The 25,414-nt window shown below is 71.9% G+C and carries 25 protein-coding genes; 12 read left to right on the forward strand and 13 right to left on the reverse strand.

Features of this window, described 5'->3' with window-relative positions:
- Position 1 precedes the first annotated feature (1 nt).
- Both DQ384_RS09405 and DQ384_RS09410 read right to left on the reverse strand, forming a co-directional pair.
- Positions 2-697 carry a hypothetical protein gene (locus tag DQ384_RS09405; protein WP_114028316.1) on the reverse strand — a complete coding sequence of 232 codons (696 nt, stop codon included), beginning with the start codon at positions 695-697 and terminating at the stop codon, positions 2-4.
- The gene (locus DQ384_RS09410) at positions 697-1,371 is read right to left on the reverse strand and encodes a hypothetical protein (RefSeq protein ID WP_114028317.1); all 675 of its coding nucleotides are present in this window, start codon (positions 1,369-1,371) and stop codon (positions 697-699) included. Before DQ384_RS09410 ends, DQ384_RS09405 begins: the two co-directional genes overlap by 1 nt.
- A 226-nt stretch (positions 1,372-1,597) precedes the next feature.
- On the opposite strand from DQ384_RS09410, the gene DQ384_RS09415 reads away from it, so the two are divergent.
- The 4 genes from DQ384_RS09415 (at position 1,598) to DQ384_RS09430 (ending at position 8,680) form a co-directional block, all read left to right on the forward strand.
- Positions 1,598-3,535 (forward strand): hypothetical protein, encoded by a 1,938-nt coding sequence (locus DQ384_RS09415; RefSeq protein WP_245966334.1) that lies wholly within the window; start codon positions 1,598-1,600, stop codon positions 3,533-3,535.
- Between the two features lie 62 nt (positions 3,536-3,597).
- Positions 3,598-6,672, forward strand: a complete 3,075-nt coding sequence (locus tag DQ384_RS09420) for an ATP-binding protein (RefSeq protein WP_245966335.1) — start codon at positions 3,598-3,600, stop codon at positions 6,670-6,672.
- A gap of 75 nt (positions 6,673-6,747) precedes the next feature.
- On the forward strand, positions 6,748-7,977 hold the full coding sequence (locus tag DQ384_RS09425; protein ID WP_114028320.1) for a MurT ligase domain-containing protein: 1,230 nt from the start codon (positions 6,748-6,750) through the stop codon (positions 7,975-7,977).
- Positions 7,967-8,680, forward strand: coding sequence for a type 1 glutamine amidotransferase (locus DQ384_RS09430; RefSeq protein WP_114028321.1), 714 nt, complete (start codon positions 7,967-7,969; stop codon positions 8,678-8,680). Before DQ384_RS09425 ends, DQ384_RS09430 begins: the two co-directional genes overlap by 11 nt.
- A 91-nt stretch (positions 8,681-8,771) precedes the next feature.
- On the opposite strand, the gene DQ384_RS09435 is transcribed toward DQ384_RS09430, so the two are convergent.
- Positions 8,772-9,134, reverse strand: coding sequence for a DsrE family protein (locus tag DQ384_RS09435; RefSeq protein WP_114028322.1), 363 nt, complete (start codon positions 9,132-9,134; stop codon positions 8,772-8,774).
- A 99-nt stretch (positions 9,135-9,233) separates the two neighbouring features.
- On the opposite strand from DQ384_RS09435, the gene DQ384_RS09440 reads away from it, so the two are divergent.
- From DQ384_RS09440 to ygfZ, 3 genes are all read left to right on the forward strand, one after another.
- Positions 9,234-9,722 carry a heme-binding beta-barrel domain-containing protein gene (locus DQ384_RS09440; protein ID WP_114028323.1) on the forward strand — a complete coding sequence of 163 codons (489 nt, stop codon included), beginning with the start codon at positions 9,234-9,236 and terminating at the stop codon, positions 9,720-9,722.
- A gap of 535 nt (positions 9,723-10,257) precedes the next feature.
- Positions 10,258-10,713, forward strand: a complete 456-nt coding sequence (locus tag DQ384_RS09445) for a Fur family transcriptional regulator (protein WP_245966353.1) — start codon at positions 10,258-10,260, stop codon at positions 10,711-10,713.
- Positions 10,714-10,847: 134 nt separating this feature from the next.
- Positions 10,848-11,909 carry a CAF17-like 4Fe-4S cluster assembly/insertion protein YgfZ gene (ygfZ, locus tag DQ384_RS09450; RefSeq protein WP_114028325.1) on the forward strand — a complete coding sequence of 354 codons (1,062 nt, stop codon included), beginning with the start codon at positions 10,848-10,850 and terminating at the stop codon, positions 11,907-11,909.
- Between the two features lie 33 nt (positions 11,910-11,942).
- Here the strand turns inward: ygfZ and dtd are convergent, their stop codons facing one another.
- Positions 11,943-12,368 carry a D-aminoacyl-tRNA deacylase gene (gene dtd / locus DQ384_RS09455; protein WP_114028326.1) on the reverse strand — a complete coding sequence of 142 codons (426 nt, stop codon included), beginning with the start codon at positions 12,366-12,368 and terminating at the stop codon, positions 11,943-11,945.
- Positions 12,369-12,540: 172 nt separating this feature from the next.
- Between dtd and DQ384_RS09460 the strand changes: the two genes are divergently transcribed.
- Positions 12,541-13,476, forward strand: a complete 936-nt coding sequence (locus DQ384_RS09460; protein WP_245966336.1) for an asparaginase — start codon at positions 12,541-12,543, stop codon at positions 13,474-13,476.
- A gap of 45 nt (positions 13,477-13,521) precedes the next feature.
- Here DQ384_RS09460 and DQ384_RS09465 read toward each other — a convergent pair whose 3' ends face one another.
- From DQ384_RS09465 to DQ384_RS09505, 9 genes are all read right to left on the reverse strand, one after another.
- On the reverse strand, positions 13,522-15,162 hold the full coding sequence (locus tag DQ384_RS09465; RefSeq protein ID WP_114028328.1) for a DUF2207 domain-containing protein: 1,641 nt from the start codon (positions 15,160-15,162) through the stop codon (positions 13,522-13,524).
- A 113-nt stretch (positions 15,163-15,275) separates the two neighbouring features.
- On the reverse strand, positions 15,276-15,602 hold the full coding sequence (locus tag DQ384_RS09470) for a DUF2516 family protein (RefSeq protein ID WP_114028469.1): 327 nt from the start codon (positions 15,600-15,602) through the stop codon (positions 15,276-15,278).
- Positions 15,603-15,809: 207 nt separating this feature from the next.
- The gene (locus tag DQ384_RS09475; RefSeq protein ID WP_114028329.1) at positions 15,810-16,265 is read right to left on the reverse strand and encodes a hypothetical protein; all 456 of its coding nucleotides are present in this window, start codon (positions 16,263-16,265) and stop codon (positions 15,810-15,812) included.
- A gap of 3 nt (positions 16,266-16,268) precedes the next feature.
- Entirely contained in the window at positions 16,269-16,796 is a 528-nt protein-coding gene (locus DQ384_RS43600) for a helix-turn-helix domain-containing protein (protein ID WP_114028330.1), read from the reverse strand.
- A gap of 92 nt (positions 16,797-16,888) precedes the next feature.
- The gene (locus tag DQ384_RS09485) at positions 16,889-17,815 is read right to left on the reverse strand and encodes a M56 family metallopeptidase (protein ID WP_114028331.1); all 927 of its coding nucleotides are present in this window, start codon (positions 17,813-17,815) and stop codon (positions 16,889-16,891) included.
- Positions 17,812-18,168 carry a BlaI/MecI/CopY family transcriptional regulator gene (locus DQ384_RS09490; RefSeq protein ID WP_114028332.1) on the reverse strand — a complete coding sequence of 119 codons (357 nt, stop codon included), beginning with the start codon at positions 18,166-18,168 and terminating at the stop codon, positions 17,812-17,814. Before DQ384_RS09490 ends, DQ384_RS09485 begins: the two co-directional genes overlap by 4 nt.
- 61 nt (positions 18,169-18,229) lie before the next feature.
- Positions 18,230-19,045, reverse strand: coding sequence for a class II fructose-bisphosphate aldolase (locus tag DQ384_RS09495; RefSeq protein WP_114028333.1), 816 nt, complete (start codon positions 19,043-19,045; stop codon positions 18,230-18,232).
- Positions 19,033-19,914, reverse strand: a complete 882-nt coding sequence (locus DQ384_RS09500; RefSeq protein ID WP_114028470.1) for a 1-phosphofructokinase family hexose kinase — start codon at positions 19,912-19,914, stop codon at positions 19,033-19,035. Before DQ384_RS09500 ends, DQ384_RS09495 begins: the two co-directional genes overlap by 13 nt.
- A 17-nt stretch (positions 19,915-19,931) precedes the next feature.
- Positions 19,932-20,816: an SIS domain-containing protein gene (locus tag DQ384_RS09505; protein WP_114028334.1), complete on the reverse strand. Its 885-nt coding sequence runs from the start codon at positions 20,814-20,816 to the stop codon at positions 19,932-19,934.
- Positions 20,817-21,225: 409 nt separating this feature from the next.
- Here DQ384_RS09505 and DQ384_RS09510 point away from each other — a divergent pair, with 409 nt between their 5' ends.
- The 4 genes from DQ384_RS09510 to DQ384_RS09525 all read left to right on the forward strand — a co-directional run bounded on the left by DQ384_RS09510 (position 21,226) and on the right by DQ384_RS09525 (position 25,390).
- Positions 21,226-22,041 carry an endo alpha-1,4 polygalactosaminidase gene (locus DQ384_RS09510; RefSeq protein ID WP_114028335.1) on the forward strand — a complete coding sequence of 272 codons (816 nt, stop codon included), beginning with the start codon at positions 21,226-21,228 and terminating at the stop codon, positions 22,039-22,041.
- A 143-nt stretch (positions 22,042-22,184) separates the two neighbouring features.
- Positions 22,185-23,513: an ABC transporter substrate-binding protein gene (locus DQ384_RS09515; RefSeq protein WP_114028336.1), complete on the forward strand. Its 1,329-nt coding sequence runs from the start codon at positions 22,185-22,187 to the stop codon at positions 23,511-23,513.
- Between the two features lie 18 nt (positions 23,514-23,531).
- The gene (locus DQ384_RS09520) at positions 23,532-24,503 is read left to right on the forward strand and encodes a carbohydrate ABC transporter permease (protein WP_114028337.1); all 972 of its coding nucleotides are present in this window, start codon (positions 23,532-23,534) and stop codon (positions 24,501-24,503) included.
- A complete protein-coding gene (locus tag DQ384_RS09525; protein ID WP_181871114.1) occupies positions 24,500-25,390 on the forward strand; it encodes a carbohydrate ABC transporter permease in 891 nt (296 codons plus the stop codon). The genes DQ384_RS09520 and DQ384_RS09525 overlap by 4 nt, the downstream gene beginning before the upstream one ends.
- The last annotated feature ends 24 nt before the right edge of the window (positions 25,391-25,414 follow it).

Consider the following 25,414-nt stretch of genomic DNA (forward strand, 5'->3'; position numbering starts at 1 on the left):
CTCACCCCCGCGCCGTCACGCGCCAGCTCGGCTTCACGTCCTGGAGCAGCCGCCGGGCGGCCGCGTCGTCGGCGGTCAGCGCCAGCCTGGCCTCGGGGAGGAGCTGGTCGTAGCGGCCCGGGTAGATGTCGTCGTAGATGCCGTTGGTAGACGGCGCCGACACCACGATCGACGCGCCCGCGACGGCCTCCCTGGGGACCTCGAAGACGTACTCCAGGCTCGTCCACCAGCCGTTCTGCACGGGGCGCGGCGGCGTGAACGCCTGGCCGGTGCGGTCGGTGGCCGCGTACTCGATCCCGTCGCGCGTGCGCAGCCACGCGTCCGGCAGCCACGTCGGGTCCTTGGGCGAGGTCGCGCTGACGGTGGCGACGACGAACAGGTCGTGGGTGCGGATCGCGGTGGAGTTCTCGATGGTCGTGCCTCCGGTGTCCGGGTCGGTTCCGGTGGTGATCAGGCTCAGGGACGAGGCCGCGACGACGTCGTCCAGGCGCACGCTGAACCTTCCCGTCTCGGCGACCGCCCCCGGGGCGGCCGTGGTGGTGAGCGGTGCGTCGAGCTGGTCCTTGTTCATGACGAAGGTGTGCGCGTACACGGCCGCGGCGCCGACCGCGAGGGCCACCAGCGCGCTGCCGGCCCGCCGCCACGGACTCCTCGCGGGTTCCTCCCGCACCGGTGCGGTGGCGGGTCCCTGGGACATCACACCTGCTTCCGGATCAGGACGGTGACCCGGGCGGCGATCTCCGGCTCGCCGTCGTCGCCGATGACGAGCTGGGCGCGGTGCCGTCCGGTGAGGGCGTCCTCGTGGTTCTCGTACAGGCCGAGGTCCACGTCGAGGAGGCTTGGGGCGGGCTTCGCCGAGGCGGCGTCCGGTCCGGCGCCCGCCGCCCTCTCCTCCGGGGTGGCCTTGCGGATGAGGCGCAGCAGCACGGTGGAGGTGCGCTTGGGCGGCAGGATCCGGCTCGACCCGCCTTCGCCCGGCACCCACAGTTCGTACACCCACGTCTGCTCGCCGGGGGTCACCGAGGGGTCGATGAGCCGTTCCCCGTCGCGCGTGGTGATCCGCAGGAGGGATTTTTCGAGGTAGGGGAGGGGAACGCTGGATTCGGCCTCGTTGTAGACCTTCAGGGTCATCTCGACGAAGGGCCGGTCGTCGCCGGGCAGGGTCCGGGTGACGGCGTCCGCGATCCGGGTGCGGAACAGGTCCTGGTCGACCTCCTGGCCCGCCTGACGCCGCTCGGGCCCCTCGGAAGGGGCCTCGCCGAGCCCGCCGAAGGCCGCGGTGACGGCGACGGCGGCGGTGGCGAGCAGCGCGGTGACCGGGACGAGGACCGGACGCCGGCGACGGCTGCCGCGCGGGGCGGGGGACGTCATGTTCCACGATCGTAATAGGTTGCCCTATCCCATCCGCCTCGTTTGTCCCATTAACAGGGGCTGAGGGTGAGGAATTCGGGCCGAATGACGAGAACCGTGCCCGAATGCGAGGGACACCTCATACGCTGTCACAGTTGGAGAGCCGACCAAGCGGCAAGAGCGGCACGAGACGGTCGTGGCTCCCCGGCGAGCGCGACCATTGACAGGTGGAGGTCCGGTGGCGGACGTGCACCCAGAGCATGCGCAGCTGCAAGCTGATCGGATCTATCTGGGCTGGCAGTACGCGATGCTGTATCCAGAGCCCGGCCCGCCGCCCAAACGTCCCTCGCCCGAGGACGTCCCCGAGGAGCCCGCGGAGGTCGACCCCGCCTGGGTGCGCCGCGAGCGCCTCAAGGAGGACCTGCTCAACCGTCCCATGAAGATCGTCGGCGTCTTCATGGTCGTCCTCGCGCTCGTCATGGTCGTCCTCGGCGTCACCGAGACCATGGACTGGACGTTCGTGACCGCCGGGCTCGTCGTCACCTGCGGCGTCGCGGCGATCTGCTGGTACGCCGTCCACCAGGGCGAGCGCGCGCTGCGCTCCCGCATCAAGGAGCAGGAGGCGCGCGCCGACGACCGGCGCAGGCGCCGAGAGCGCGACCTGTTCGACGCCCAGGAGCGGCACGCCGAGCGCTACCGCGCGTGGGCCGCCAAGAAGGAGCAGTACGACCGGCAGCTCACCTGGTACGCCGTCGCGGTCCCCGACGAGATCGACCGCATCGACGTCGCCGGCGGCACCCTGCCCGGCTGGTCGGCCCTCATCACGCTGCTCGGCGCCACGCGGCTGTACAGCGGCGGCCACCTCACCGTCCTGGACCTGTCCGAGGGCGCCATCGCCAAGGACCTGATCGAGCTGGCCCGGCGCGGCGGCGACGACCCGCTGGTGTGGGTGCTGCCCACCGACCTGCCGAGGCTCGACCTCGGCGCCACGCTGCCGCCGGAGGCGTTCGCCGACGTCCTCGCGCACGTCGTCAGCGTCAGCGAGGAGCACCGCACCACCCGCGACCTGAGCTTCGACAACGCGATCCTGGAGCGGGTGCTCGAAGTCCTCGGCGAGAACGCCACGATCAACCAGGTCACCGCCGCCCTGCGCGCCCTCGCCCAGGTCGGCGACCCGCGCGACGACCTGCGGTACGGCCTGCTCACCGCCACCCAGCTCGAACGCATCGGCACGCTGTTCGGCCGGGGCGTCACCGACCGCGTCGTCATCGAGCGCGCCTGGGCCCTGGAGTCCCAGCTCCGCAAGCTGGAGACCCTGGGCTCGGAGGCGGTACGGCTGCCGCCCGCGCGGCTGCGCGTGGTGTCGATGGACCGCCAGGCCGGGGTCTTCGGCAACCGCGTCCTCGGCACGTACGTCGCGACCGCGCTCACGCACATCCTGCGCCAGTCCCCGGCCTCCGAGCGGCCCTGGTACCACACGATCATCGTCGCGGGCGCGGACAAGCTGCGCGGCGACGTCCTGGACCGGCTCATGGACGCCTGTGAGACCTCCCAGACGGGCCTCGTGCTCACCTACCGCTCCCTCACGCCGACCGTCCGGGAGCGCCTCGGGCGGGGCCACGCCGCCGTCGCGTTCATGCGCCTCGGCAACGCCGAGGACGCCCGGGTCGCCAGCGAGCACATGGGCACCGAGCACCGCCTGGAGCTGGCCCAGCTCACCGAGTCCATCAGCCCCACCGTGGACGGCCTGAACGGCTCCTACACCTCCACCGTCGGCGACGGCGCGGGCCGGGGCGGCGCCGGCGGCCACGAGAAGGCCGAGGGCGACCTGAAGGAGAGCATCACCGAGTCCACCGAGTGGGGGCGCAGCGCCAGGAAGGCCATGGGCGAGGAGCGCGTGCTGCACCGCAGCCGCGAGTTCCTGGTCGAGCCGCACCAGTTGCAGCAGTTGCCCACCACGTCGGTGATCGTCACCCACGCCACCGTCGAGGGACGCCAGGTAAGGCTCGCCGACGCCAACCCGGCCATCCTCACCTTCCCCAAGACCACTTTGGGGGAGTTCGAGGAGGTGCGCCGGGTCATGCTCACCCCGGCCCCGCAGCCCGAGCCGGACCCCGAGGAGGACTCGTTCGCCCCCAACCTCGGTCCGCCGCCCGAGCGGCTGGACTGGAGGAAAACGCATTGAACAGGTAATCCCCTGGCAAACGCCGGTGGCATAAGGGATTTGAGCTTGATATGCAGGCAAGCGTGTCCTCCGCAGCGCCCAGCGCGCCGTTCCCGCTGAGTGGTCCGTGGTATCGCATCCAGGCGATCACGGCGCCCTCGCGCAGCTCGTCGGCCGAGTGGGACTTCGTCACCGTCCTGCCCGCCGTGCTCTCCGCCGCCCAGCGCAACCGGCCCTTCGTCATCGGCTGGCTCTCCCGGGGTTCCGGCGCGCCGCTCGAACTCATCACCAACGCCGGTCCGCTCACGCCGCCGCGCCCGCCCCGCCGCGCGTCCACCGCCACCGTCGAGGAGCCGCCGCAGGGCCCGCAGCCGCTGCTGTTCCCCGGCGGCGCGCGCGGCGTCGAGATCGGCGACGACTGGCTGGCCGACCTCGCCGACCTCACCTGGACGCCGTGCCCCGGCCGCCAGGCGCCGCCGCTCGGCGGGCGAAGGGAACCGGGCCCCGACGATCTGCTGCGGCCCACCCTGTTCGAGTCGACGCTGGTCACGCTGATGTCCCGCCCGTTCGCCTGGCTGGTCGTGGCCGAGCCCACCGACCTGCTCGACGCCGAGGTCGCCCACCTGCGCACCCAGCTCAACGTGCTGCGCCAGTACGGCGACGCCTCCGAGCGCAGCCGGTACGACGCCGAGCGGGCCGAGCGGCGCATGCAGGAGCTCGACGCCTTCCGCGAGGCGGGCCTGTGGAACGTCCGCGTCCTGGCCGGCGCGGCGGGCCCCGACGAGCTGCGGCAGATCGCGCCCGTGCTGGTCGGCTCGGTCGAGATGAGCCACCACCCCTACCGGCTGCGCAGCGCCCTGTCGCTGCCGATCCTCGCCGGCTTCGGGCGCTCCACCACCGTGGAGCCGCTGTACGGCTTCGCCGAGGTGCTGGGCGTGACCCTGCAGGACCCCTCCGACGGCGCGGCGGCCCCGTTCGCCGCCACCGCGGGGGCGCTCGCCGCCCTGGCCGGGCTGCCCCGCCGCGAGGTGCCGGGCGTCCGCGTGCTCGACGCCGGGTTCTTCGACGTGACCAGCGAGGCCGACGTCCGCAACACCGGCGAGCCGGTCCTCGACCTCGGCGCGATCATCGATGGGCAGGACCGCGCGGTCGGCAAGTTCCGCGTCCCGCTGGCCACGCTCAACCGGCACGCCTTCGTCACCGGCGCGACCGGCTCGGGCAAGTCGCAGACCGTCCGCCACCTGCTCGAACAGCTCACCGACGCCGGCATCCCGTGGCTGGCGATCGAGCCCGCCAAGTCCGAGTACGCCGCCATGGCCGGGCGCGTCGGCCACCGGGCGCCGCTGACGGTGATCAACCCCTCCGCGCCCGACAACGTGCCGTTCAGCGTCAACCCGCTGGCCCCCGAGCCCGGGTACCCGGTGCAGGCGCACATCGACATGGTCAGGGCCCTGTTCATGGCGGCCTTCGACGCCGAGGAGCCGTTCCCGCAGATCATGTCGCTGGCGCTCCAGCGGGTGTACGAGGCCAACGGGTGGGACGTCGTCACCGGCGGCGGCGTCCCCGGCGCCGCCGTCCAGCCGGCCGTCCCGACGCTCGCGCAGTTACAGACCCACGCCCTGGAGGTGATCCAGGAGATCGGGTACGGCAACGAGGTGCAGGCCGACGTCGAGGGCTTCATCAGCCTGCGGCTCAGGAGCCTGCGCGTCGGCTCGGCGGGACGGTTCTTCGAGGGCGGCCACCCCGCCGACATCGGGGGCCTGTTACAGCGCAACGTCGTCTTCGCGATCGAGGACGTCGCCAACGACGAGGACAAGGCGTTCCTCATGGGCACGCTGATCATCCGAATCGTCGAGCACCTGCGGATGCGCGCCCGCCAGGAGAAGGCCAAGGGGCTCCAGCACGTCATCGTGATCGAGGAGGCCCACCGGCTTCTGCGAGACCGGGGCTCCCAGCGGGCCGCCACCCACGCCGTCGAGCTGCTCGCCGGGATGCTGGCCGAGATCCGCGCCTACGGCGAGGGCATCGTCGTCGCCGAGCAGATCCCCACCAAGCTCATCGCCGACGTCGTGAAGAACACCGCGCTCAAGGTCGTCCACCGTCTGCCGGCCGAGGACGACCGCAGGCTGGTCGGCGCCGCCATCAACCTGAGCGAGGAGCAGTCCCGCCAGGTCGTGTCCCTCCAGCCCGGCATCGCCGCCGTCTTCGCCGACGGCATGGACCGCCCGCTGCGCATCCAGGTGCCCCTCGGCGAGGACCGCGAGCACACGCTGCTCGGCCCCACTCCGCCCATCCGCGGCCGCCGCTCGGCCGCGTGCGGGCACGAGTGCACCGAGGGCAAGGCGTGCACGCTGTTCGAGCTGCGGGAGGCCGACCTGCTCGCCGACGCCCCCGAGTGGGCGTGGCTGCGCATCTGGACCGACACCGTGGTGCTGGCCTTCTGCGCGAACCGGTCACTGCCCGGCGTGCCGCGCGTGCTCGCCGACCTCTGGGCCGAGCTGCCGCCGCGCCGCCGCGAATGCCTGCTGGCCACGCTCGTCGAACGCGCGGTGGCCGTCCGGGCGTGGTCGCTGCGCACGTTCTACGACCCGTCCCTGCTCACGGTGAAGGCCGCCGAGGTCGCGGCGGCGCTGCTCGACCCTGCGGCCGGCACCCGGTCGCCGGCGGGGGAGCGCATGGGCGCCGCGTGGGTGATCCCGCAGGTCCGCTGGCTGCACGAGGTCGACCGGCTGTTCCCGTACGGGCACCAGGCGCCGAACCTGCGCAGCCCCGCCCCGGCCATGGAGTACGGCCTGTTCGGCACCGACCCGGCCGGGCGTCCGTCCCCGCGTCCCGAGGGCGACGGGCAGGCCGCCCAGGCCCGCACCGAGCTGCTCGGCCACCGCGCCAAGGCGCTGCGCCACCACCCGCTGTCGATGGAGATCGAGCGCAACCGCGCGCTCGCCTGGCGGGTGCTGCTCGGCGACGACGAGCACGAGGGCATCGAGAAGGACTTCGCCACCGTCGCCCTCGGCGTCGACCCCCGCGACCGGGTGCGCCACATCGCCCAAACGATGGGCGCCGCCTGGCTGGAGACCGTCCTGTCGTGGCCAGAACGGTTCGTCATGACGTTCGAGGAGGGCGGCGAGAAGGACGCGAAACTGTCCTTCATCGACTGACTCTTCCCGTGGGAAAAGGGGTGCTTTGGGATTGGGTTGGGTGTTCATCGGGCGGGCCGCACTAGGATCTCGGGCATGACCCAGCTACCGCTGCGGGCTCAGCTCGCGACCGCCCTCGGGCGTACGGCTGCCACCCTGTCCCGGGTGACCGGGCGTGGCGACGGATCGGTGATCGGTGGGCGCGTCGGGCTCATGCTGGAGCCGGACCTGCTGCGCAAGCTGGCCGCCGACCGCAAGCTCGTGCTGGTCAGCGCCACCAACGGCAAGACCACGACCACCCGGCTGATCACCTCGGCGCTGCAGGAGGTCGGGGAGGTCGCCACGAACGCGTTCGGCGCCAACATGCCCGCCGGGCACGTGTCCGCGCTCTCCCAGGCCAAGCAGGCGCCGCTCGCGGTCCTGGAGGTCGACGAGAAGTACCTCCCCGAGGTCCTCGACACCACCGGCGCCTCGGTCGTCTGCCTGATGAACCTCAGCCGCGACCAGATGGACCGCGCGGCCGAGATCTGGCTGCTGGCCCAGAAATGGCAACGCGCCCTCACCGGCACGGACACGCACGTGATCGCCAACTGCGACGACCCGCTGGTCACCTGGGGCGCCTCGACCGCCACGCGGGTGACGTGGGTGTCGTGCGGGCAGCCCTGGAAGGAAGATTCCTGGTGCTGCCCCCGCTGCGGCGGACCGCTCGACCGCAAGGGCGACGACTGGGCGTGCCGCGAGTGCTCCTTCCGGCGCCCCGAGCCCGCGTGGGTACTGGACGACGACGCGGTGATCGACCCCCGGCGGCAGCGCTGGGTGCTCGACCTGCAACTGCCCGGCCGGGCCAACCGCGCCAACGCCGCCATCGCCCTGGCCACCGCCGAGACGTTCGGCCTGCCCGTCGAGCGGGCGCTGCCGAGGCTGCGCGAGGTCCGCTCGGTCGCCGGCCGCTACACCACGGTGGAGCGGGACGGGCGGTCGCTGCGGCTGCTGCTCGCCAAGAACCCCGCCGGGTGGCTGGAGGCGTTCGAGGTCTCCGACGCCGGGCTGCCCATCATCCTGTCGGTCAACGCGCAGGGGCCCGACGGCCGCGACACCTCGTGGCTGTGGGACGTCGACTACCGCATCCTGCGCGGCCGCCCGGTGTACGTCACCGGCGAGAGGCGGCTCGACCTGGCGCTGCGGCTCCACGTCGCCGAGGTGCCCTTCCAGCTCTGCGAGACGTTCGACGACGCCGTGGTGCGCCAGGCGCCGGGCGGCATCGACGTGATCGCCAACTACACAGCCTTCCAGCAGATTCGAGCGGAGTTCGGCCGTGCCGTCTGACAGCGCCCTGCGCATCGTTTGGATCTACCCCGACCTGCTCAGCACGTACGGTGACCAGGGCAACGTCCTGATCCTCGAACAGCGAGCCCGCAAGCGCGGCATCCCGGTCGAGACGGTGTACGTCCGGTCGGCCGACCCGGTGCCCGACTCGGGGGACATCTACCTCATCGGCGGCGGCGAGGACCGTCCGCAGATCCTCGCCGCCGAGCGCCTGCGCCGCGACGGCGGGCTCGCCCGGGCCATCGACCGCGGGGCGTCCCTGCTGGCCGTCTGCGCGGGCTACCAGATCATGGGCTCGGTGTTCGGCGGCGAGGAAGGCCAGCCGGTGGCCGGTATCGGCCTGCTCGACATCCAGAGCTCCCGCGGCCCCGCCCGCGCGGTCGGCGAGCTCGCCGCCGAGGTCGACACCGGCCTCGGCGGGCACATGCTCACCGGCTTCGAGAACCACATGGGCGTGACGCGGCTCGGGCCGGGCGTGCGTCCCCTGTCACGCACGGTGGTCGGCACGGGCAACGGCGACGGCACCGAGGGCTGCCACGCCGGCAAGATCGTGGGGACGTACCTGCACGGGCCGGCGCTGGCCCGCAACCCCTGGCTCGCGGACGTGTTCCTGGGCTGGACGGTGGGCCGGCTCGCGCCGATCGAGGACGCCTGGTACGACCGGCTCCGCGACGAACGCCTGAAGGCCGTCCTGCCCCGCTGACCCGACCCCCATGACCCGTCGTCCGGGCCGTGTCCCCCATGCGGGACTGCGGCTCGGTCCGGGCAGCGGACCGATCTCAGCAGGCAGGTGCTCAGTAGACGAGGGCCTGGACGCCCTCGCCGAGCGCCTCCTCCACGAACGTCGAGGCGCCGGCGATGCGAACGCCCTCGATCAGGTCCTCCCGCCTGATGCCGCGGCGCGCCGCGCACTGGGTGCACACCGTCACCGTGCCCCCCGCGAGCACGGCGTCCAGCAGGTCGGTCAGGGGGACGGCCTCCGGAAGGGTGAACTCCTTCGCCCGCCCGGGCAGGCCGTACCACGCCGACTCGCCGGTGAGCCACAGGGAGACGGGCACGCCGCTCGCGAGCGCGGCGGCGGCCACGGTGAAAGCCTGATTGCAACGTTCGGGGGCATCAGAACCGGCCGTCACTTTTATCACCATTGATCGTGCCATGATCTGAGCCTATGCGGCGCCGACGCCGATCCACCAGGTCATCGTCATGCCAGGTGTCGGCGCACCGCGTTCCGCTCCGGGCATTTAGGCTCATGTGCCATGGACTCCCAGTCAATACATCCCGACCTCGAACCGATCGCCTTCCTCCTCGGCAGGTGGGAGGGCGCCGGCGTCGGCGGCTACCCGACGATCGAGAGCTTCCGGTTCGGTCAGGAGATCACCTTCGAGCACAACGGCAAGCCGTTCCTGAGCTACCTCAGCAAGACCTGGCTGCTCGACGACGAGGGCAACATGGTGCGCCCGCTCGCCACCGAGTCGGGGTACTGGCGGGCGCGGCCGGAGCGCCAGCTCGAAGTGCTGCTGTCCCACCCGACCGGCATCGTCGAGATCTACCTCGGCGAGGTCGTGTTCCACAAGATCGAGCTGCGTACGGACGTCGTCGCCCGTACGGAGAGCGCCAAGGAGTACACGGCGGGCCACCGGCTCTACGGCCTGGTCAACGGCAACCTGATGTACGCCTACGACATGGCCGCCGAAGGCCACCCGCTGACCTCACACCTGTCCGCGGAACTGAGGAAGGTCGGCTGACCCGTCGGCCCGCGAAGTCGTCGTCCGCGAGGTCGGAAGGCCCGGGAGTTTCCGGGCGAAAAAGAACCCCGGGCGTGCTCCGTCTCACGGTGAGACGGGCCGGCTGGACCAAGGGGGAAAGGGGAAATCCTCTGCCCCCGCCGGCTGCCCGGGGTTCCGGTGTCTGTCTTGGATTCGCCGGACGTCGCCGGTGCCCCGAGGGGGGCACGACGTCTGGACGGAAGGTCCTGACCTGGCGATGCCCTAGCGGACAGCCACCTCGCTAGCCCAATAATGATCAACCATTGTTTGGACCACCTCCCTTCTGCGTGCTTCGCAGATTATGCGAGCGTTCTAGGCGAGGCAAGCGAATAACCCCACCCCCCTCCCGCGCCCTGCCCACCCCCAGCCGGCCACCCCGGCCCCACCACACCCGTGTAAGGGATCTCGCGGCCGGGTCGATGCTCGTAGACTCGGAGCCATGACCGGGACCCGGCAGCCATCGCGAACCCCGCCGACACCGTCAGCCTCCTCGGGGCCGTCCGCGTCCCCGGGGTTGTCGCCGGCGTCGGCGTCCTCCGGGCCGCCGGCGTCGCCCACGCCGTCGACCTGGCACGAGGAGCTCCGCGCGCGCGGGTACCGCGTCACGCCGCAGCGGCAGCTCGTACTGGAGGCGGTGACCAAGCTCGGCCACGCCACCCCCGAGGACATCTGCGGCGAGGTCCAGGAGACCGCCAGAGGCGTCAACATCTCGACCGTCTACCGCACGCTCGAACTGCTCGAACAGCTCGGCATGGTCACCCACACCCACCTCGGCCACGGCGCCCCCACCTACCACCTGGCCAGCGAGGCCGACCACGTCCACCTGGTCTGCCGCGACTGCGGCCAGATCACCGAGGTCAGCCCCGACCTGGTCGACGGCCTGGTCTCCACCCTGGACGAAAGACTCGGCTTCGAAACCGACGTCCAACACCTAACGATCTTCGGCCGCTGCCACACCTGCCGCTCCTGACCACGGGTCCCGCCGCCGCAGCGTCACGCTCGTGGAGCGCAAGGCGCTGGCGGCTGACACACCCTAGTCGCACTCTCGTGGACCACGTCGGGCAGCGCCTCTCAGGAGTGGCTTGAGAGGCTTAGCCTTGAGGCATGCGAAGCCCTTTGTTGGACAGGTCGGGTGCGGTGGTCGCGGAGGCGCCCGATGAGACCGTCGCGGCGCACTACGGGGAGCCGTACGCCGAGCAGCGTGCGCTGGTGGCCGGGCAGGCCATGGTCGACCGGAGTGACCGCGAGGTCGTCAGGATCACGGGGCCCGATCGGCTGAAGTGGCTGAACGATCTGAGCTCGCAGAAGCTCGACACGCTGGCGCCCGGGGTGGCGACGCAGACCTTGTTCCTGGATCCGCAGGGGCGGGTGGAGCACCATCTGACGCTCGTGGACGACGGTACGTCGGTCTGGGGGCATGTCGAGCCGGGGTCGTCCGCCGCGCTGATCGCGTATCTGGAGAAGATGCGGTTCATGCTGCGCGTCGAGGTCGCCGACGAGACCTCCGCGTACGCCGTGGTGACGGTCGCGCCGCCGCGCCCCGCCGGGTCGCCGGAACAGCCCGCCACGCTCACGGTTCCGGAGGGGGCCATCGCGATCGGGGGGGACGTGCTGGTGCCGCGTGAGCGGCTGGCGGGGCTTCCCGAGGAGCTCGAGCTGCGGCCGGCCGGGTTGTGGGCGTACGAGGCGCTGCGGGTCGAGGCCCACCTGCCGCGGGCCGGGTTCGAGACCGATCACAAGGCCATCCCGCACGAGGTCGGCTGGATCGGCGCGGCCGTTCACCTGACCAAGGGCTGCTACCGGGGGCAGGAGACGGTGGCCCGGGTGCACAACCTCGGTCACCCGCCGCGCCGCCTGGTGTTCCTGCATCTGGACGGCAGCGTGGACACCCTGCCGCCGCACGGCGCGCCGGTCACGCTCGGCGCCGGGGCGTCGAGCGAGGGGGACGGGGAGGACGGCGGGCAGCCGGGGCAGATCGGCTTCGTCGGCACTTCGGCCCGCCACCACGAGCTCGGCCCCATCGCCCTGGCGGTGGTCAAGCGGACGGTTCCGGTCGACGCGGTCCTGACGGCGGGCGGCGTCGCGGCGTCCCAGGAGGTCATCGTGCCCCCGGACGCCGGCCGGAACGTGACGATCGACCCCGCCCTCCGCCGCCGCATCCGCTGAGGCACCCGACGGGCCGACCACCGGCGAGGCGGGTCAGATGTCGATGATCAGCGTGATCGGGCCGTCGTTGACGAGGTGGACCTTCATGTCCGCGCCGAACACGCCGGTCTCGACGCGGGCGCCGAGGGCGCGTAGCTCGGCGATCACGGCCTCGACCAGCGGCTCGGCCACCGGGCCGGGCGCCGCCGCCTGCCAGGTGGGGCGCCGGCCCTTCCTGGCGTCGCCGTAGAGCGTGAACTGGCTGACGACGAGCAGCGGCGCGCCGATGTCCGAGCAGGACTTCTCGCCGGAGAGGATGCGCAGCCCCCACAGCTTGGCGGCGAGCCGCGCGGCCTCGCCGGGGCCGTCGTCGTGGGTGACGCCCACGAGGACGAGCAGACCGGGCTCGTCGATCGCCCCGACCGTCCGCCCGTCGACCACCACCGACGCGGACGTCACCCGCTGAACCACGGCACGCATGGTCCCTGATTCTTCCACCGTCGTGGAGTGGCGCGGGTACGGCGGGCCGTGGTCGTCGCCGGGCAGTAGGCGGGGTGCGCGTTCCTGGGGCCGTGGCGGTGCGACCGGGGTTGAGGGCGTCCGTACACTCGGGGGCGAAAGGAGAAATGAGTTGTCCTTTGAGCCTTTGGTCGTGGAAGTCGTCCGTTCCGGATTTGTGGAATCCGTCCACCAGGCGTGGGTGTTCGCCGTGGACGCCGAGGGGGCGCCGGTCGCGGTTCACGGTGACGTCGCCGCAGCGGCCTCGCCCAGGTCCTCGATGAAGCCTTTGCAGGCGCTCGGCATGCTCCGCGCGGGTCTCGGCCTGGAGGACGAGCTGCTGGCGCTGGCCTGCGCCAGCCACGCGGGCGAGGACTTCCACGTCGCGGGGGTCTCCAAGATCCTCGTGGACGCCGGGCTCGACGAGAGCGCGCTGCTGTGTCCCGAGGACCTTCCCGGCGACACCGCGACCGCGCACCGGGTGCTCCGCGCGGGCGGCGGGCCGGCCCGCGTCACCATGAACTGCTCCGGCAAGCACGCCGCCATGCTCGCCACCTGCGTGGTCAACGACTGGCCGACCGGCGACTACCTCCACCCCCGCCATCCCCTCCAGCGCGCCATCCGCGCCACCGTCGAGGAGCTGACCGGCGAGCGGGTCGCCGCGACCGGTGTGGACGGGTGCGGGGCGCCGCTGTTCTTCGCGTCCATGGCGGGGGTCGCCCGGGCGTTCCGGACGTTCACCCTCGCCGCGCCGGGCACCCCCGAGCGGCGGATCGCCGACGCCATGCGCGCCCACCCCGCGTGGACGTCCGGGACCTCCCGGCCCGAGGCGGCGCTCATGCGGGCCGTCCCCGGGCTGATGCTGAAGGCGGGCGCCGAGGCGTTCGACGCCTTCGCCTACGAGGACGGCCGCGCGGCCACCGTCAAGATCGTGGACGGCGGCCAGCGGGCGCGCGTGCCGGTGACGGTCGCCGCCCTGCGGGCCCTCGGCCTCGGAGTCGACTCCGCCGAGCTTGAGGCCCTCGCCACCCCGCCGCAGTTCGGCGGCGGACGCCCCGTCGGCGAGGTCCGCGTGCGCGGCGAGGTGTGAGCCGTCCGGACACCCGGGCCGGCGACCCGCCGAAGTCCATGAGGGTCAGACCGAGCGGCGGAACGGGCGGGAGGCCGAGATCGCGCCCGAGGTGGTCAGGGTGAAGGTGCGCATCGAGTCGGCGAACTTGGACAGGTCCCATTCGGCGGGGCCCTGGTACCAGTACAGGTGGTCGGCGCGGTGCCCGTTGCCGTCGATCGAGGAGACCACGCGCGCCCACCGGTCCACGTTGTCGAAGACCACGGCGTAGGGCAGGTAGCGCGAGAACAGCTCGATGCGCTGCGCCGCGGGCACGTCGCCGATCTCGCCCGCCGCGAGGTAGTCGCGGAAGCCGAGCGTGTGGGCCAGGGCCGTGGAGCCGCGCACGGTCTTGGCCGGCATGTACTGCCCGCCCACCGACAGCGCCGCGCCCGCGATGATCACCGCCAGCCCGAGCAGCCCGTACGTCGTGAACCAGGCCAGCAGCACGGTGGCCAGCACGCCCACGCCGACGAGGATCACCCCGAGCGTGGTCCAGCGGGTCCGGACGGAGTCGGGGCGCCGCGCGAACCAGCCCTGCGCCACGACGTCGCGGTACAGCGCGTCGCGCACCTTGCCGAGCCGCGAGGCGAACGAGCCGTGCAGGTGCGACAGCAGGACGGCGTCGCGCCCGTCGAAGATGGCCTGGTGCAGCGCCCGCTCGTAGTCGAGCAGGTCCTCCAGGGGGGCGTCCGGCACCCGGACCAGCAGCCAGTCGGGGGCGTCGTACGCGCCGCGCGGCTGCTCGTCGATGCGGATGTACCCGCGTACGGCCAGGTCCACGATGCTCGCGGTGACGTCCACGACGTCGGCCTGCTCGTCGATCAGCGTGCCGATCTGCCCCGGGCGGACGCCGTCGGGCGGGGCGAACCGGCCGTCGCGCAGCGGGGTGACCGCCCCGCCGGACTCGCTGTCGATGATGCGGGCGTCCCTGCCCCGCGTGCGGTACAGCAGCGCGAGACCGCCGAGCATGAGCACCAGCAGCCCGGCGAGCGCGCCGCCGGTGACCGGGCTGAGCGTGAAGGCGCCGGCGAGCTCGAACCGCCGTTCCAGGATGGGCACGCCGCGGCTCGTCCCCTTGGGGAAGCCGGCGACGATGGTGAACGCCTGCCCGGCGCCGAGGTTCTGCTGCTGGAACTCCGCGCTGCCGCCGGTCTCGTCCAGCATCGCGGCCGAGGTGCAGCCGGTGGCCGAGGTGATGTCCCCGGCGAAGCAGGAGAGGTTGATCATGGGTGCCGGGCCGGACAGCTTGACGACGGCGTCCTTGACGGGGGCCGACCAGCCGTTGACGACGTACCAGCGCAGTTCCTCGGTGCCGTCGCTGAGCGGCGTGACGGCGCCCGCCACGTCGTACTCGATGGTGGCCTCGCCGGCGCCCTTCGCCGAGCCCGTCACTGTGATGGTGTCGCCGGACAGGGCGCCGTCGCCCTTGAAGCCGGTGACGCGGTAGAGGCGGTCGTTGGCGTCGTCGTGGCGGGTGCGGGTGAGCAGCGTGCGCCGGACCTGTCCGGTATAGGAGATCTGCTCCTTGACGTGCAGCACGCCGTCCGGGCGCAGCTCTACGGTGACGTCCGTTCTGTTCACGCTGTCCGCCTCGGCGTGGGCCGGGGCGGCGGCGAGGACGCTCAGCGCGATGGCGAGCGTCAGCCGACGGGCGAGATCAACCATGGCGTGTGAGCCTAGCGGTCCACGAAGCCTCGGGAGGTGCGCACCACCGGCCGAACCCACACGAACAGGACAGCCCCGGAAATCCCTGGGGCCGCCCTGACCGGATCAGCGGCTCACCAGGGCCCGTACGGGCCGCTGTTGCCGCCCTTGCCGATGTCCTTCACGGCCGGCTTCACGTCGGCAAGGTAGATGCCCGAGCCGATGACCGACGCGATCGTGAAGATGCTCAGCACCGAGAGGTAGCGCACGGCCGCGGCGAACGCGAACAAGGTGGCGAACCCCAGGATCAGCAGCCAGAGCTGCTTGCTCAGCTTGCCGGCGACCGCGAACGCCCGGGCGGGCGTGGCGACCGCGTGCACCAGGGCCCAGACGCACATGACGAGCGCCGCGACGGCGAGCAGCCAGAATATGAGATCCAGGACGCCGTGAACCTCGAACATCGCCTCTCCCAGGGTCATGTGTTCGGCCAGGTTCAGCCTAGCCCGGATAGGAAGGCGCTCGGAGGGCCTCGACGATCATCGTGACCTCATCTGAACGCGGCGGCGCGGGGGATTCGTCGCCGAGCCGTCCCCCAGACAACGCACACGGCCCGCCCCGGGTTCCGGGACGGGCCGCACCCGCACGTCACGACCGCGCCGGCGAAGGTGTCAGCGCTTGGTGGCGGTGGTGCCGCCGGTGGTGCTGCGGGCCCCGGTCTTGCGGGCCTGCGGACGATCGGCGGTCGCGGGCTGGGCGCTGGAGGAGACCTCTTCGAGCTCCAGCGCGGCCTCGCCGGTCACCCGGCTGACGACCTTGCGGCCGCGGTTCGCGAAGTCGTCGTACAGCTCGGAGGCCTTGCTGCCCAGCGTGTCGGCGTACTCGCGGGCCTTGCCGGGCAGGTCGCGGGCCACGGCCTCGGCCTTGACCTGGACGTTCCCGGCGTACCTGCGGGCCATGGTCGGGAGGTCGCGGGCGACCTCGCCCACCTCGGTCCGGCGGGACTGCAGGCGCTGGAACTGCCCGGGCAGCTCGCGCAGCTTCTCCATCGCGAAGTCGCCCGCGCCGGCGACGGCGTAGAACGGCTTGGACTCGGCGAGCTTCTTGACCTCGTCATTGATAGGCATGGGTTAACCTTCCTTGGGTTCCGGTTGAATGCGGCCGTTCGGCGAGGAGGTCGCACCCTCCTCCGCGGGAACCGCGTCGACCCTGTGAGGCTCCGGCCCGGCCTGAGCGCCCTCGTTCGCGGGCCAGGCGTCGGTGTGCCCGGTGCCGGTGTGCCCGGCGTCGGTCTGCTCGGCCCGGGTCGGGGCCTCGACGAGGTTCTCCTTGCGGAACGACTCGTAGATGTCGATCAGCACCTGACGTTGCCGTTCGGTCAGGCCGCGGTCGGCCCGGATCGCGGCGAGCACGTCGCTGTCGGGCTCGCGGTCCTCGATGAGCCCCGCCTGCACGTACAGCGCCTGCGACGAGATGCGCAGCCCCTTGGCGATCTGGTTGAGGATCTCCGCGCTCGGCTTGCGCAGCCCCCGCTCGATCTGGCTCAGGTAGGGGTTGGAGACCCCCGCCTGAGTGGCGAGCTGGCGCAGCGAGATCTTCGCCTGCTTCCGCTGATCGCGGATGTACTCGCCGATCGAGCCGACCTTCGGTAGTTCCATGACTCCAGTCTGCATCATGGTGCTTGCAGTTGCAAACTCATCAGCTAACACCAGCAAGCGCCGTGTCGGTGGCCCGATCGACGCGGGACGGTTCAGCCCGGGTAGATCCAGAGCAGCGGTGCGGAGGCCGACAGCAGGACCGAGAACGTGACCAGGCTGTAGCGGAAGCGCCTCGGCAGCGTGGCGCCGGGCTTGATCAGGCGGTTCACCCGGGCCATCACCTGCTCGCCCCCCGCGCCCAGCGCGCCGTTCGGGGCGGGGACGGCCCCCGCCGTGCCGAACCGCAGGAGCGCGGTCGCCAGGCGGCGCGGCGAGCAGTAGCGGCGGGCGCGGTCGTCGGCGGCCATCTCGACCAGCAGGGCGACCGAGGAGTGCGCGTCGCGCACGACGCGCAGCCAGGGGAGCATCCAGGTGAGCGCGCTGAACGGCAGCAGCACGAGATCGTGCCGCTCGCGCGCGTGGGCCACCTCGTGGGCGAGGACGGCGGTCAGCTCGTCCGGATGCAGCAAGGACAGCGTGCCCGCGCTCACCACGACCTCCGACCGCAGGCCCGGCAGGCAGTACGCCGCCGCGCCCGGGTGGTCGACCACGCGCACGCCGGGCACGCCCGGGTCGTCGCGGGCGATCAGGGACAGCAGCACGCGGTGGCGCCGCCGGGCGCGCAGCGTCAGCGCACCGGCCGCGAGCAGCACCGTGACCAGCACCGCCAGCAGCGTCAGCCCGGCCACGAGGGCGGCGACGCGGGGCAGGTCGTACGGCTGGAGCAGGCCGAAGCCCATGCCGAACGAGATCGCCGAGTCGGCGAAGGCGTGCAGGCCGTACACGACGCCGGCGCCGTACGGCTCCAGCGCGTACGCGAGCATCGCGCCGACGGTGGCCAGGCCCCAGGTGACGCCCAGGGACTGCCAGAGCAGGATGGCGGCGCGCGGAGCCCGCCACGGCCAGCGCGCCGACGTGAGTCGCCATGCACCGACGGCGCACGCGACGGCGAGCGCGGTCAGGACAGCGGCTGTGATCACTCTTCTTCCAGCTCCGTGAGTGCTTTACGCAGGATTTCGGCCTCAGAGCCCGAGACCGTCTGAGCGAAGCGCGTGAGCGCGGCCGAGCGGTCCCCGGTCATGTCGAGCGCTTCCAGCATAAGCTCCGCGACGTACGCGTCACGGCTTGCGGCCGGTTCGTAACGCCAGGCGCGGCCGTCACGGGTGCGGGTGAGGAAGCTTTTCCGGGTCAATCGGTCGAGAACGGTCATCACCGTGGTCGGGGCGAGATCCCGATCGGCGATGAGACGGCCGACCTCCCTGGCGGTCAGAGGGCCTTCGTGTGCCCAGAGGATGTCCATGATGCTGCGTTCAAGCTCGCCGAGACCCTTCACGCAGGTCAGCCTACCTTGAGTAGTACTACGTCGTGTAGAGGCTCCGTGGGTGTCGTCCGCGCTAGCCTGCGATGACCTTGAGCAGGTGGGCCACGACGGCCGACATGGCGTCGCGAGCCGGGGCGAGGTACTTGCGGGGGTCCACGTGGGCCTGGACGGATTCGCGGACGGCGCCGGTGAAGGCGACGTTGAGCGCCGTGCCGATGTTGATCTTCGCCATGCCGCCGAGGACGGCCTGGCGGAGCTCGTCGTCGGGCACGCCGGAGGAGCCGTGCAGGACCAGCGGGACGGGAAGGGCGGCACGTAGCTCCCGGATGAGGGCGTGGTCGAGGGTGGCGGTCCTGTCGGTCATGGCGTGGGAGCTGCCGACGGCGACGGCCAGGGCGTCCACACCGGTGGCCGCGACGAAGGCCGTGGCCTCACCGGGGTCGGTGCGCGCGCCATGGGCGTGAGCGCCGTCCTTGCCGCCGACCTCGCCGAGCTCGGCCTCCAGCCAGAGGCCGTGCGCGTGCGCCCAGGCGGCGGCCTCGGCCGTGCGGGCCACGTTCTCCGCGTAGTCGTGGTGCGAGCCGTCGTACATGACCGAGCCGAAGCCGTGGCCGGCCGCCTGGTGGAGCAGGGCGACGTCGGTGACGTGGTCCAGATGGAGGCCGACCGGGACGGAGGAGTTCTCGGCGAGCGCGACGGTCGCGGCGGCGATGGGGCCGAGGCGGCCGTGGTGGAACTTGACCGCGTTCTCGCTGATCTGGCAGATGACCGCGGCGCCGGCCGTCTCCGCGCCCGCGATGACGGCCTCGGCGTGTTCCAGGGTGATCACGTTGAAGGCGGCGACGCCGCGGCCGAAGGTCACGAGGTCGGCGGTTCTCACCAGGGGCATGGGACTTCCTTCACGGTCACGTGCTGCTTGAGTCGGTGGTAGGTGGCCAGGTCCACCTCGCCGGCGACCGGTGTGACGACCGCCGAGGCCGAAAGGGCGACGGCGTCGGCCAGGGCGGCGGGCCATGGGACGTCGTCGCGGAGCGCCACGGCGAGGGCCGCCGCCGCCGCGTCGCCCGCCCCGGTGGGGTTGCCGCGCAGCACCTCCGGCGGCGCGGCCTCCCAGCACCCGCCGGGGGTGCGGGCGAGCATGCCCGCCGGCCCGCGTGAGACGACCAGGGGCACGGCGCGCGGGTCGAGCGCCGCCTCCGCGAGCTCGGCGGCGTTCGGCTTGACGAGGTCGGGACGGGCCGCCGAACCCGAGCGCAGCGCCGGTCCGCTGCTGTCCAGGAGCACCTTCGCCCCCGCCTCGCGGGCCAGGCGGACGAGCACGGCGTAGGCGTCGTCCGGCAGCCCCCGGGGAAGGCTGCCCGACAGGACGACCACTCTGGCCCGCGAGGCGTGGGCGGCGAAGCGTGCCTGGAAGTCGTGCCACTCGCCGGGGGTGACGGCCGGGCCGGGTTCGGAGAAGACCGTGGCGTCGGTGTCGGTGACCGTCACCACCCGGCGGGTGTCGCCGCCGATCGGGACGAAGTCGTGCGGCACGGCCGCGCCCGCCAGCTCGCGCGAGACCATCGCACCGGTCGGCCCCCCGCACAACCCGGTGGCGAGCGCCTGATGGCCGAGCGTCGTGAGCACGCGGGTCACGTTGACGCCCTTGCCGCCGGCCCGGGAGCGCGTGGCCCGGATGCGGTGGGTGGTGTGGCGGGCGAGGGCCGGGACCTCGTAGGTGACGTCGAGGGCGAGGTTCAGCGTGACGGTGAGGATCATGCCGGCCGGCACCGCGATCAGGTCAGGATGACCGAGCGGGTCAGGTTGCGAGGCTCGTCCGGATTGAGGCCCTTGCGCTCGGCCAGCGCGACCGCCAGCCGCTGCGCCCGGATCAGGTCCGCGACGGGGTCGAGGTCCGATACGGAGACCACCGCGCCGGTCCGCTCCACGTCGGCGGCCAGCCCGGCCGGGGGCTCGCCGAAGAACCACGTGACGCTGTTCTCGTCCGTCACGCTGATCGGCCCGTGCCGGTACTCCATCGCCGGGTACGACTCGGTCCACGATCCGGACGCCTCGCGCACCTTCAGCGCCGCCTCGTTCGCGAGCCCGTTGGTCCATCCCGCGCCGAGGAACGTGAACTGCCCGCGCTCGGCGGCGCCGGACGGCAGCGGCGCGCCCACCGCCGCGGCGGCCTGGGCCACCAGATCGGCGGGCAGCAGCGACGGCTCGGCCAGCGCCAGATGGGCGCGCAGCAGGGTCAGGGCGGTGGTCGCGAACCGCGTCTGCACGACCGACACCTCGTCGGCGAACTCCAGGCCGACGAGCACGTCGGTCACCTGCGAGATCGGCGTGGACGGGTCGCCGGTCAGCGCGACGGTGGGCGTCGAGCAGGCCCTCAGCAGCGACAGCACCTCGGTCGTGGTGCCGGAGCGGCAGATAGCCACCACCCGGTCGTACGCGCGCCGGTGCGGAAACTCCGAGGCCGCGAACGCGTCGGTCTCGCCCAGCCCGGCGGACTCGCGCAACCCGGCGTACGCCTGGGCGATGAACAGGGACGTCCCGCAGCCGACGACCGCGACCCGCTCTCCCGTCGAGGGCAGCCCCGAGACGTCACCCGCCAGCTCGATCGCCCGCTCCCAGCAGGACGGCTGGCTCGCGATCTCGTCCGATACGAACGTCATCTCACACTCCCTGGTGCACAAACTTGCTCGATCTGTGCACTGAACGTACAAGAACGCTCAGTCGTCGGCAAGGTTCGCGCAGGTGATCCTTGCGCCCGGAGGTCGGCCCTGGTCAGCCTCCTCCGGTCCTCGTCGTCCGCGCGACGGCGGGCGCGCGGCTCCGGCCGTGTGCCGCCATCGATGATTTTTTCAGCCCGCAACGCCGTGAATGCGAGCGTTACTGTGCAAATACGCACTCTTGACATGACCACTTCTGCTCGATTTACTCCGGGGAACGCCGACTACGAGCTTCGGTGTCAGAGGTACGCCTAGCCGGTAAGTGGCCCCGCCACCAGCCCGGCCTGAGTCGCCAGGACCGCACGTCAGCGTCCGAGGCGGGGCCGTACCCTCTATCGTCTGGAGTGCGAGAATGATCCCCGGTCGTATCCGCATCCGTACGTGTCTCAGCGCGGCGGCCCTCCTCGCCGCGGCGCTGGTCGCCCCCCTGCTCGCGACGCCCGCCGCTTCGGCGGCCACCGTCACCCCGCCCCCGGCGCACGCCGGGTTCGACTACCAGATCGGCGGCGCCTACGCCCCGCCCGCCGGAGTCACGGTCGTCAGCCGCGACCGCACGGCGAGTCCCGCCGCCGGGCTGTACAACATCTGCTACGTCAACGCCTTCCAGGTGCAGCCGGGCGAGGAGGGGACGTGGGACTCCGACCTGCTGCTGCGCGACGCCGCCGGTAACGTCGTCATCGACGAGGGGTGGGGGGAGGCGCTGCTCGACCTGCGTACCGACGCCAAGCGGCGGCGGATCGCCGCCAAGGTGAACGGCTGGATCGACGGCTGCAGGAGCAAGGGGTTCCAGGCGGTGGAGCCCGACAACTACGACAGCTACAGCCGTTCCAAGAAGTTGCTGACGGCGGCGAACGCCCAGGCGTACATCAAGCTGCTCTCCGCGCACGCACACGGCGAGGGCCTGGCGATAGCCCAGAAGAACACCGTGGAGCTGGCCGGCTCACGTGTGGCGAACGGGCTCGACTTCGCGGTCGCCGAGGAGTGCGGCTACTACAGGGAGTGCGGCGACTACACCGCGGCGTTCGGCGACAACGTGATCGTGATCGAGTACAACGCGACGGGCCTGTCGAGGGCCTGCTCGGGCTGGGGCACCACGCTGAGCATCGTCCGCCGCGACGTGGACGTCTCTCCCATCGGCAGTGGCGGATACGTCCGCCGTACCTGCTGAGCACCCGCCGATCAGGGCCGCCGTCCAGGCGGCCCTGAGCGCACCGGCGACGGCGGGTGGCGTCCCTCACTCACCGGCCACGGCATCGCCACCCGCCGAGCCCGAACCGGCTCGTCCGTGTCTTATCTGTTCTTGGAGTAAAGATGGGTGCAGTCCATCACAACGCCTCACTTCCTTCGCGGCGCGGCGTCCTGCGCGGCGGAGCGCTCACGCTGGCCGCGATCGCCAGCGCGTCGCTGTCCGGGTGCGCCTCGGGCTCCGACGACGCCGCCGACACCGGCGGGCCGGTCACGATCGAGCTCTGGCACGGGCAGACCGACACCGGCCGCAAGGCCATCGAACGGCTGGTGAAGGACTTCGAGCGCACCCATCCCGGCATCCGCATCGACACGGGCGGGGGAGTGCTCGCCGACGCGATGCTGCAGAAGGTGACGGCCGGGCTCGCCGCCGGTTCCTACCCGGACATCGCCTACATCTTCGGGTCGGACCTCGCCAACGTCGCCCGCAGTCCCCAGGTGGCGGACCTGACCGAGCTGGTGAACTCCGGCCCCACGCCATGGACTGACTACTGGGCGCCCGCGCGCGAGGCCGTCACCGTCAAAGGCCGGGTCAAGGCGGTTCCCGCCCTGCTCGACTCGCTCGCCGTGGTCTGCAACAAGAAGCTGTTCCGCGCGGCCGGAGTCCCGCTGCCCAAGGAGGGCTGGACGTGGCAGGAGTTCACGGACACGGCCAAGCGGCTGACCGACGCGAAGCGTGGCACCTTCGGCACCGGCTGGCCGGGGGCGGGCGACGAGGACACGGTGTGGCGGCTGTGGCCGCTGCTCTGGGACCTCGGCGGCGACGTGGTCACCGCGGACGGACGCGAGGTCGGGTTCGCGGGCGCGGGTGAGCGGGCGCTCGGAGTGGTGCGGACGCTGGCCCAGGACGCGAGCGTCTACATCGACCCCAAGCCGGGCAGCGAGCAGATGTACCAGGTGTTCAACTCCGGCCGTATGGGCATGGTGGTCACCGGCCCCTGGCAGCTCCCGGACATCGCCGACGCCAAGATCGACTATCACGTGGTGCCGCTGCCGAGCTTCAGCGGGCGGCCGGTCACGATCTCGGGGCCCGACACCTGGACGGTGTTCGACAACGGCCCGGCGCGGGTGCGCGCCGCCGGCACCTTCCTGACCTGGCTGACGCAGCCCGAGCAGGACGTGCGGTGGGACGTGGAGGCGGGCAGCCTGCCGCTGAGCAAGCGGACCGAGAACCTGCCCGCCTGGCGCGAGAAGGTCGCGGGCACCGAAGGGCTGGCGGTGTTCACCAAGACACTGGAGACGGCGCGCGTGCGGCCCAACCATCCCGGCTACCCGCAGATCTCCAGCGCGCTCGCCCAGGCCATCGTCGCCGTGCTGCTCGGCAGGAGCACCCCCGCCGACGCTCTGCGTGACTGCGTGGACAAGGCCAACACCGCGCTGCGCGTCCCGCGCTGAGCATGCCGAGGAGCCTCCATGCCTAGCCTGCCCACGCCGATCACCATCGCCGACCGTGCCAAGGAACGATCCACCCCGCGCCGGCCGACCGGGCCCTGGTACTCCCAGCGCCGCCAGGAGGCCACGACCGCCTGGGCGTTCATCTCTCCCGCCGTCCTGATCATCATCGGGCTCAGCGTCGTGCCCGTGGTGTGGTCGCTGCTGCTGTCCTTCCAGGCTGACGACCTGGTCACGCCGAGCGTCTGGGTCGGGCTGGACAACTACCGGGCCCTGGCCGAGGACCCGAACTTCGGCCAGGCCGTGCGCAACACCCTGCTGTACACCGCGATGTACGTGCCGCTCAGCATCGGCCTCGGGCTGGGGCTGGCCCTCGCGCTGAACCGGCCCGTCAAGCTGGTCGGGCTGTACCGCACATTGATCTTCGTGCCGTTCGTCATCTCGCCCACGGCTCAGGGCACGCTGTTCTCGTTCATCCTGGACCCCGAGTTCGGCGCGGCCAACTCCGTGCTGCACTCCCTCGGCGTCTCCCCCCAGGGGTTCCTCACCGACCCCGCCCAGGCCCTGCTCGTCCTGGTGGGGATCACCTTGTGGAGCGGCACGGGATTCTGCGTGGTCGTGTACCTCGCGGCCCTGCAGGACGTGTCGCCGTCCCTGATCGAGGCGGCGCGGCTCGACGGGGCAGGCCGGGTGCGCCTGCTGCGCCACATCACCCTGCCCACACTCGCGCCGGTCAGCGTGTTCCTGGTGCTCTGGCAGACCATCAACGCCCTGCAGGTCTTCGACCTGGTGTACGTGACGACCAAGGGAGGGCCGCTCGGCGCCACCACCGTGATCGTCTACTTCATCTGGGAGCAGGCGTTCAAGAACTTCTCCGCCGGATACGGCGCCGCGGCGGCCTACGTCCTGGCGCTGGCCCTGCTCGTGGTCGGCGTCGGCCTGCGGGTGGTCCGCGGCCGTGAGCGCCGCCGCCTCGAAGGAGCGACATCTTGATCACGACGGCAGGCGTGTCCCAGCGCACGCACCGCCAGGCGGCCCCGGCCTCCGGGCCCCGGCGAGGCGGCATCAGGCCGCCGTTCAGCGCCTGGCACCTCCTTCTCGCCCCGCTGGCGCTGATATTTGCGATTCCGCTGATCTGGCTGCTGCTCAGCTCCGTCATGAGCGACGCGGAGATCAACCGCTTCCCTCCCGCGCTCTGGCCCTCCGGCATCGACCTCGGCGGATACCAGTACGTGCTGAACAACGCCGGGTTCCCCCGCTGGTTCGCCAACTCGCTGATCGTCTCGGTCACCGCCGTCGTGGCCAACCTGGTGTTCGGCGCGCTCGGAGGCTACGCGTTCGCCCGTATGCGGTTCGCCGGCTCCCGCGTGCTCCTGGTGCTGATCCTGGCCACGATGGTGATCCCCTTCCAGCTCACCATGATCCCGACGTTTCTCGTCATGAAGCGCCTCGGGCTCATCGACACGCTGGGCGCGCTGATCATCCCCTCGCTGGTCACGCCGTTCGCCGTCTTCCTGTTGCGGCAGTTCTTCCTCTCCCTGCCCAGGGAACTGGAGGAGGCCGCCTGGATCGACGGCTGCTCGCGGCTACGGGTGCTGGTCCGCGTGGTGCTGCCGCTGTCACGCCCGGCGCTGAGCACGGTCGCGGTCCTGACGTTCCTGGCCACCTGGAACGACCTGACCTGGCCGCTGATCGCCATCAACCACGACACCCAGTACACCCTCCAGCTGGGACTGGCGACCTTCCAGGGCCGGCACCACACGAAGTGGGCCGCCGTGATGGCGGGCAACGTCATCACGGTGGTGCCGGTGCTGCTCGCCTTCCTCGGCGCGCAGAAGGCGTTCATCCAGTCCATCACCTCCAGCGGCCTCAAGGGCTGACCGCTCCGTACGCGCACGATCCAG

Source organism: Sphaerisporangium album, from assembly GCF_003323745.1.
Taxonomy (GTDB): Bacteria; Actinomycetota; Actinomycetes; order Streptosporangiales; family Streptosporangiaceae; genus Sphaerisporangium; species Sphaerisporangium album.

What these genes read in the sequence shown, in the direction of transcription:
- DQ384_RS09405 (WP_114028316.1), bottom strand. Translation starts at nt 697, where the DNA reads ATGTCCCAGGGACCCGCCACCGCACCGGTGCGGGAGGAACCCGCGAGG.
- DQ384_RS09410 (WP_114028317.1), bottom strand. Translation starts at nt 1,371, where the DNA reads ATGACGTCCCCCGCCCCGCGCGGCAGCCGTCGCCGGCGTCCGGTCCTC.
- DQ384_RS09425 (WP_114028320.1), top strand. Translation starts at nt 6,748, where the DNA reads ATGACCCAGCTACCGCTGCGGGCTCAGCTCGCGACCGCCCTCGGGCGT.
- DQ384_RS09435 (WP_114028322.1), bottom strand. Translation starts at nt 9,134, where the DNA reads ATGGCACGATCAATGGTGATAAAAGTGACGGCCGGTTCTGATGCCCCC.
- DQ384_RS09440 (WP_114028323.1), top strand. Translation starts at nt 9,234, where the DNA reads ATGGACTCCCAGTCAATACATCCCGACCTCGAACCGATCGCCTTCCTC.
- ygfZ (WP_114028325.1), top strand. Translation starts at nt 10,848, where the DNA reads ATGCGAAGCCCTTTGTTGGACAGGTCGGGTGCGGTGGTCGCGGAGGCG.
- dtd (WP_114028326.1), bottom strand. Translation starts at nt 12,368, where the DNA reads ATGCGTGCCGTGGTTCAGCGGGTGACGTCCGCGTCGGTGGTGGTCGAC.
- DQ384_RS09465 (WP_114028328.1), bottom strand. Translation starts at nt 15,162, where the DNA reads ATGGTTGATCTCGCCCGTCGGCTGACGCTCGCCATCGCGCTGAGCGTC.
- DQ384_RS09470 (WP_114028469.1), bottom strand. Translation starts at nt 15,602, where the DNA reads ATGTTCGAGGTTCACGGCGTCCTGGATCTCATATTCTGGCTGCTCGCC.
- DQ384_RS09475 (WP_114028329.1), bottom strand. Translation starts at nt 16,265, where the DNA reads ATGCCTATCAATGACGAGGTCAAGAAGCTCGCCGAGTCCAAGCCGTTC.
- DQ384_RS43600 (WP_114028330.1), bottom strand. Translation starts at nt 16,796, where the DNA reads ATGGAACTACCGAAGGTCGGCTCGATCGGCGAGTACATCCGCGATCAG.
- DQ384_RS09495 (WP_114028333.1), bottom strand. Translation starts at nt 19,045, where the DNA reads ATGCCCCTGGTGAGAACCGCCGACCTCGTGACCTTCGGCCGCGGCGTC.
- DQ384_RS09500 (WP_114028470.1), bottom strand. Translation starts at nt 19,914, where the DNA reads ATGATCCTCACCGTCACGCTGAACCTCGCCCTCGACGTCACCTACGAG.
- DQ384_RS09505 (WP_114028334.1), bottom strand. Translation starts at nt 20,816, where the DNA reads ATGACGTTCGTATCGGACGAGATCGCGAGCCAGCCGTCCTGCTGGGAG.
- DQ384_RS09510 (WP_114028335.1), top strand. Translation starts at nt 21,226, where the DNA reads ATGATCCCCGGTCGTATCCGCATCCGTACGTGTCTCAGCGCGGCGGCC.
- DQ384_RS09515 (WP_114028336.1), top strand. Translation starts at nt 22,185, where the DNA reads ATGGGTGCAGTCCATCACAACGCCTCACTTCCTTCGCGGCGCGGCGTC.
- DQ384_RS09520 (WP_114028337.1), top strand. Translation starts at nt 23,532, where the DNA reads ATGCCTAGCCTGCCCACGCCGATCACCATCGCCGACCGTGCCAAGGAA.